Origin of the sequence: Flavobacterium cheongpyeongense, from assembly GCF_003202435.1 — a bacterium.
Classification (GTDB): Bacteria; Bacteroidota; Bacteroidia; order Flavobacteriales; family Flavobacteriaceae; genus Flavobacterium; species Flavobacterium cheongpyeongense.
Map to the genome: position 1 here is coordinate 149,965 of NZ_QJHK01000012.1, position 6,708 is coordinate 156,672.

Here is a 6,708-nt window from a genome sequence, read left to right on the forward strand (position 1 = left end):
CTTTTTTAAGTTTAAAAGTCATAAAGTCTAAATCGAAAGTCTAACACTTTAAGACTTTGGACTTTGGACTTTTGACCAAATTCTATTTGTAACTACGCTGTACTAATTTAATGTTTTCGTAAACCAGAGGTTCTTTGTGTAATACGGCATCACTTGGTTTTCCTTTGTACTCCCAGGCTGCTACGTACGCAAAGTTTTCGTCATCACGAAGTGCTTCCCCTTCTTCTGTCTGGTATTCTTCACGGAAGTGACCTCCACAAGACTCATTACGGTGTAAAGCATCTTTTGCGAACAATTCCCCTAATTCTAAGAAATCGGCAACACGGATTGCTTTTTCCAGTTCCTGATTAAATTCGTTTGCAGTTCCAGGCACTTTTACATCTTTATAAAACTCTTCACGTAAAGCGGCAATTTCTTCAATAGCTTCGTTTAATCCTTTTTCATTACGGGCCATTCCAACTTTATCCCACATAATTTTCCCCAATTTTTTATGGAAATGATCTACAGAATGTGTCCCTTTATTATTGATAAATTTATCAATTAGCTCTTTTACATTTTTCTCAGCTTCTACGAATTCAGGTAAATCTGTAGAAATTGGTCCCATTTTAATATCCGGAGCTAAATAATCCCCAATGGTATAAGGTAGTACGAAATATCCGTCGGCTAAGCCCTGCATCAAAGCAGAAGCTCCAAGTCTGTTTGCTCCGTGATCAGAGAAGTTAGATTCTCCGATTGAGAAACATCCAGGAATGGTAGTCATTAAATTATAATCAACCCAAGTACCTCCCATAGTGTAGTGAACCGCCGGGTAAATCATCATTGGCGTTACATAAGGATCTTCGTCAACAATTTTTAAATACATTTGGAATAAGTTCCCGTATTTACTTTTTACAATTTCAGTTCCTAATTTAGTTACTAAAGCAGCATCATTAGCATCTAAACCTTTTACGTATGCTGCTTCTGTTCCGTATCTTTTGATCGCTGCTGCGAAATCCAAGTAAACTGCTTCTCCGGTTTTGTTTACTCCAAATCCGGCATCACATCTTTCTTTTGCAGCACGGGATGCAACGTCACGAGGCACTAAGTTACCAAAAGCAGGATATCTCCTTTCTAAGAAATAATCTCTTTCCTCTTCAGATAAATCGGTTGCTTTTTTCTTTCCTTCACGGATTGCCTGAGCATCTTCTAATTTTGCAGGAACCCAGATACGTCCGTCGTTACGCAGCGACTCAGACATCAAAGTCAGTTTTGACTGGTGATCTCCGGAAACCGGAATACAGGTTGGGTGAATTTGTGTGTAGCAAGGATTAGCGAAAAATGCTCCTTTTTTATGAATTTTCCAGGCTGCAGTCGCATTAGATCCCATAGCATTTGTTGAAAGGAAAAATACGTTACCGTATCCTCCGGATCCAATTACTACAGCGTGAGCAGAATGCCTTTCTATTTCTCCGGTAATTAAGTTTCGGGCAATAATACCTCTCGCTTTACCATCAACAATTACTAAATCGAGCATTTCGTGACGGTTGTACATTTTTACTTTACCACGACCAATCTGACGGTTCATTGCAGAATAAGCTCCTAACAATAACTGTTGCCCTGTTTGACCCTGTGCATAAAATGTACGGGAAACCAAAGTTCCTCCAAATGAACGGTTATCCAAAAGTCCACCATATTCACGAGCCAATGGTACCCCCTGAGCCACACACTGGTCGATAATATTTGCAGAAACTTCGGCCAAACGGTGAACGTTTGCCTCACGTGCACGGTAGTCACCTCCTTTTACAGTATCGTAGAACAATCTGTAAACCGAGTCACCGTCACCTTTATAATTTTTTGCAGCATTAATCCCTCCTTGTGCTGCGATAGAGTGCGCACGACGAGGTGAATCCTGAAAACAAAATGCTTTTACGTTATACCCTAATTCAGCTAAAGTTGCCGCAGCAGAACCTCCGGCCAATCCTGTACCAACAATGATAATATCTAAATTACGTTTGTTAGCAGGGTTTACTAAATTAATATGATCTTTATAATTTGTCCATTTATCCGCTATAGGACCATTTGGAATTTTTGAATCTAATGCCATTATAATTGATATTAATTATTGGTTGAAATGATGAAATAAGGCGATAATTACAAAAGCAGCCGGAACTACAACTGCAAACCAGTAACCTACTTTTGCTAAAAACCTTGAATATTTATTGTGCATCCCCACTGACTGAAGAGAAGATGCAAATCCGTGCCATAAATGGAATCCTAAAAGGATAAAAGAAATACAGTATAATCCTGTACGAATCGGGTCATGAAATTTATGAACTAACTCTCCATAATACCTTGTAGCATCAGGCTCAGTTCCTGCAATATATTTGTAGGCAACCTCAGGAAACCAAAAATCATAAAAATGTAATCCTAAGAAAGCCAAGATAACCAATCCGGAAATAATCATATTTCTGGAACTCCATGAAGCGTTTGCAGCTCCGTTGTAATTTGCATAAGCAATAGGTCTAGCAGCTCTGTTTTGAGCAGTTAGTATAAATCCCATTATGAAATGGAAAATTACCCCGAAAGCCAAAATTGGTTGCATTACAAATTGTATTAGCGGATTGTAACCCATAAAATGTGAAGCCGTATTAAAAACATCTTCACTGATAATAGAAATAAAGTTTAAGGTAACATGCAGCGCTAAAAACGTGATTAAGAATATTCCCGAAAGAGCCATAGCCACTTTCTTTAAGATGGAAGCATTCAATAGTGCAGATTGTGCCATAAGTGTTTAAGTAGTTTGTTTTAAAAAATTAAGCAAAAATAGCGCAATTAGAAATCAACTACAACCATTTCGTTGTTATTTATAATCATTTTAAAATAGACTACGTATACGTACTTTTACGTATAAAAAAAACAAATAATGCATTTATTTATTATAAAAAATTTTAAATACACAATTAACCTCGTTTATTTATTAAAATATACATGCACGAAAAAAATAACAAAAATTTACTAAATTATTATTTTAATCAAAGTTTTGACTGGTTTTCTAAAAAAGTGTCTTTAAACGAGAATTTTATACTCTTAAAAAATTGTCATTCCACTCCATAAACTTTACCTTTACCCGCTTCAAAAAAAATGAGAATGAAAACAGGAATTGATGCTATCTCTTTTGATGTAGCCAACATACATTTACCCATAAAAACTTTGGCAACAGCCAGAAATATTGAACCCGAAAAACTGGAAAAGGGTCTAGGATTACTGAAAATGACTTTACCAGACGTTCATCAGGATGCTGTGGTTTTTGGAGCGAATGCTTTAACCAGACTTATTATTGACAATAAGATAAACCTGAACGAAATCAGTCGGATTTACGTTGGTACCGAAAGCAGTATTGACAGTTCAAAACCCATTGCTTCCTATTTAATTAATTTAATGGAACAGAAATTTGGTGAGGATATGCTGGCAGAATGCGATGTTGTCGATTTTACTTTTGCCTGTATCGGTGGTGTCGATGCTTTGCAAAACTGTATTGACTTTGTAAAACTGAATCCTACCAAAAAAGCCATTGTGGTTACGACTGATTTTGCAAAATACGATTTAAATTCAACCGGAGAATATACACAAGGCGCAGGAGCAGTTGCAATGTTAGTCACTTCAGATCCAAAAATTATTGCTTTTGATGATAATTGGGCAACCAGCACAAAAGGCGTTTTCGACTTTTTCAAACCGTACAGAAACCTTTCAAAAGAAGCAATCACAAAGAATACAAATAACGATTCCTGGTTTGACAATTTAGAAGCCGAAATCGAAATCCACAAAGACCAGCCTGTTTTTGATGGACAATATTCCAATCAGTGTTATATGGATCGTACGCGATCTGCTTACTTTTCATTCAAAAAATTGAAAAACTCAACCGATACTTTATACAATTCCTGGAACAGCATCATCATGCACCTTCCGTATTCTTTTCAGGGACGCAGAATGTTATCTGAAATCTACGCATTAGATCATGCTGCTAAAATCATTACAGAAAACATCGAGTCTGCTGATTATCAAAACAAAATTAAAGAAGTAGCAAAATCTGATGAGTACCGAAAATTCGTTACCGAGAAATTACAACCTGCAGAATTAGCTTCTTCTTTGATTGGAAATCTTTATACAGGTTCTATTTTCATGGGACTATTGTCAACCTTGGCACATTTTTATGATAGTAAAAAAGAAATCTCCGGAAATAAATTCGGTTTTTTAGCTTATGGAAGCGGATCGAAATCGAAAGTTTTTGAAGGGACGATTCAGCCGGAGTGGCAATCGGCTTTAGCCAAAACCAAACTTTTTGAAAATCTGCAAGAAAGTACAGAAATAGGTTTTGAAACTTACGAAAGTCTTCACAAGAAAGAACAAAAACAAAGTGTCCGAACACCTAAAAACGAATGGGTTTTAGATAGAATCGAAAAAGAAATTCCTAATTTAATTGGGGCGAGATATTACAAATGGGTGGATTAAACTCTAATTTTAAAATTCCAAATTCCAATAAAACCGAAGTTTAATTGCTTCGGTTTTTTTTATTAATCACAATCTTGTCATTCCGAGGGACGAGGAATCACACAAGAAACTCTGCAATCAAAATCGCCAATCTTTGTCGAGCTACTTGCGAAGATCCCTCGTTCCTCGGGATGACATACTTTTCGTCTAGATAATCTTTGTCGAATTACTAGTGTGATTTCTCCTTTCGTCGAAATGACAAAAAGAACAACAACAATAATCAATCCTTCTTATCCTGTTGTTCTGTATGTATGTGATTTCCTTTCATAGTTCTATCTTCCATATCCATTCCGTTTGACATTCCGAGCATAAAGGCAGTCATAATTACAATCAGTTTTCTTTTTATCCAAAGAAGTGGTCGTCTGGATTTCTCCAAACGTGTTTTGTTTTTGTGTTTATACATTTTGTAAATGATTAATGATTATACATTATTGAATCATCTTATGCGTTGAAGCGCATAAATTCTTAGGAAAGAAATTCTCTAAGCGCTGTATAAACTTTTATATAAATTGTTTGAGGTAAGTAATTCATTTAGAAAAACAGATTGTTTTATAAATGAATTGATATGTTGATAAAGAAGTGTTCGTAATTTTAGAAGAATCCGAATTTGAAAACTACAAACATCTGAAAATTCCAATGACGGCAGAGGAATTGAAAACGAAGCTTGTACCCGGGAAATAAATCGACCTAAAACATATAATCGGGAATTCTTAAAATCTAATTCCCGTTTGAGAATTACATAGGAAGACTGGTAATAATCTGCTGATTTTGCCTGAGAATCTAAAGTACCATCATTCGCAATCAGTACAAAAGCCAGAAAGAGAGAAATCAGGTATTTTAGATATTTATTCAATTAGTATGTGTTTGCAGGAATTTCTATAGCCAAATTTACATCTTATTGTTTAAGAATAATAAATACGCTTTATATTTCAATCAATTATAAATTTGATTCTGCTATTTCATTTTTGACAACTCAATTTCGAGTTTATCAAAGTTTTCTTCATTTTTATCGACTACAAAAGGTTTTAATTTATTACACTCTTCCGGCGTATCAAAAATCATTTTAAAAACAATTTTTGTTTCATTATCTGAAACCGCTTCAAATGACACGGCCACCTGAAAAAGCGGTTTTGAAATTCGTTTCCAGGCTATGAGACTTGGTTTTTCTATTCTTGTAAACTCACATTCGTTAGGATAATTTCCTTTTTCAGGACCATGCATCATAAAACTCCATTTACCTCCGGGACGAAAATCGAATTCGGTAAAGGTATTTGTAAATCCTTTTGGTCCCCACCAATTTTTTAAATGATCAGGATCTGCCCATGCCGAATAAACAAGCTCTTTTGGAAAGTTTATAACTCTTGTGGATATGATTTCGTTTTCCGGTTTTGCTGAAATATTTTCTGAAGTCATGTTTTGATTGTTTAATTACACAAAATCATTCATTTATAAATTTCAATATCTCCATTAAAGTTTGCTTCTGCTGTTGCTCTCTGCTAATATCCGCTTTATCATCTCCAAGCTGAAAACCATAATAAGCAAACTGACAATGATTTGCTCCTTCTATCTTTAAAAATTTGGCAGTTTCGGGTAATTTCGATTTGTTTTTCAAAATAGATCCTTCATCTGCCACGCCATCTTTTGAACCGTAAATTTTTAAGATTGGGATTTCAGCACTTGACAGAGAAATATCTCTTGGATGAGAAGTTCCAATCAAGATCAGTTTATCAATTAATTTAGGATTTTCATAAACAAACTCTGCTGCCATTTTTCCACCCTGTGAATGTCCGGCAAGAATATACGTTTTCGAATCCTCAGTGAAGAGATGTAACTCTTTGGGTTTATTGTAGCCTCCTGAGGCAAGACGCCACGGCATTTTTATCAAATATACTTTTATGTTTTTTTCTGAAAGTTTTCTGCAAAGGGGAACATAGGCTTCTGTTTCTACCATTGCTCCGGGATAAAACATCAAAACGTTTTTGAATTCTTTTTTAGGTGTAAATAAATAATAGTCATTTGTGTTTTCTACAGTAACCGCACTATTATTTTGAAAACATTGTTGTCCGATAAATAATTTCGTTTTGTTAAATATTGTATATTTTTAGATACTTAACGAGGTTCTATCTTGCTTTAGCTTGTTTTTTAGTATTGTCATTAGAATTCAATAAATGGAAAATATAA

Annotated in this window: 7 protein-coding genes; 1 reads left to right on the plus strand and 6 read right to left on the minus strand. The window is 35.1% G+C overall.

What is annotated here, in order from left to right; genetic code table 11:
* Positions 1-82: 82 nt before the first annotated feature.
* Positions 83-2,083: a fumarate reductase/succinate dehydrogenase flavoprotein subunit gene (locus tag DMB65_RS14300; protein ID WP_110307319.1), complete on the minus strand. Its 2,001-nt coding sequence runs from the start codon at positions 2,081-2,083 to the stop codon at positions 83-85.
* A 15-nt stretch (positions 2,084-2,098) separates the two neighbouring features.
* Entirely contained in the window at positions 2,099-2,764 is a 666-nt protein-coding gene (locus DMB65_RS14305; RefSeq protein ID WP_110307320.1) for a succinate dehydrogenase cytochrome b subunit, read from the minus strand.
* A 362-nt stretch (positions 2,765-3,126) separates the two neighbouring features.
* On the opposite strand from DMB65_RS14305, the gene DMB65_RS14310 reads away from it, so the two are divergent.
* A complete protein-coding gene (locus DMB65_RS14310; protein ID WP_110307321.1) occupies positions 3,127-4,488 on the plus strand; it encodes a hydroxymethylglutaryl-CoA synthase family protein in 1,362 nt (453 codons plus the stop codon).
* A gap of 259 nt (positions 4,489-4,747) precedes the next feature.
* Here the strand turns inward: DMB65_RS14310 and DMB65_RS14315 are convergent, their stop codons facing one another.
* From DMB65_RS14315 to DMB65_RS14330, 4 genes are all read right to left on the minus strand, one after another.
* Positions 4,748-4,930 carry a hypothetical protein gene (locus DMB65_RS14315; protein WP_110307322.1) on the minus strand — a complete coding sequence of 61 codons (183 nt, stop codon included), beginning with the start codon at positions 4,928-4,930 and terminating at the stop codon, positions 4,748-4,750.
* A gap of 78 nt (positions 4,931-5,008) precedes the next feature.
* A complete protein-coding gene (locus DMB65_RS14320; protein WP_110307323.1) occupies positions 5,009-5,380 on the minus strand; it encodes a hypothetical protein in 372 nt (123 codons plus the stop codon).
* A 101-nt stretch (positions 5,381-5,481) separates the two neighbouring features.
* Positions 5,482-5,940, minus strand: a complete 459-nt coding sequence (locus DMB65_RS14325) for an SRPBCC family protein (RefSeq protein ID WP_110307324.1) — start codon at positions 5,938-5,940, stop codon at positions 5,482-5,484.
* 25 nt (positions 5,941-5,965) lie between these two features.
* Entirely contained in the window at positions 5,966-6,496 is a 531-nt protein-coding gene (locus DMB65_RS14330; RefSeq protein ID WP_165834945.1) for an alpha/beta hydrolase, read from the minus strand.
* Positions 6,497-6,708 lie beyond the last annotated feature (212 nt).

Coding starts and splice junctions, on each gene's coding strand:
- DMB65_RS14300 (WP_110307319.1), bottom strand. CDS start 2,083: ATGGCATTAGATTCAAAAATTCCAAATGGTCCTATAGCGGATAAATGG.
- DMB65_RS14305 (WP_110307320.1), bottom strand. CDS start 2,764: ATGGCACAATCTGCACTATTGAATGCTTCCATCTTAAAGAAAGTGGCT.
- DMB65_RS14310 (WP_110307321.1), top strand. CDS start 3,127: ATGAAAACAGGAATTGATGCTATCTCTTTTGATGTAGCCAACATACAT.
- DMB65_RS14315 (WP_110307322.1), bottom strand. CDS start 4,930: ATGTATAAACACAAAAACAAAACACGTTTGGAGAAATCCAGACGACCA.
- DMB65_RS14325 (WP_110307324.1), bottom strand. CDS start 5,940: ATGACTTCAGAAAATATTTCAGCAAAACCGGAAAACGAAATCATATCC.
- DMB65_RS14330 (WP_165834945.1), bottom strand. CDS start 6,496: ATGTTTTATCCCGGAGCAATGGTAGAAACAGAAGCCTATGTTCCCCTT.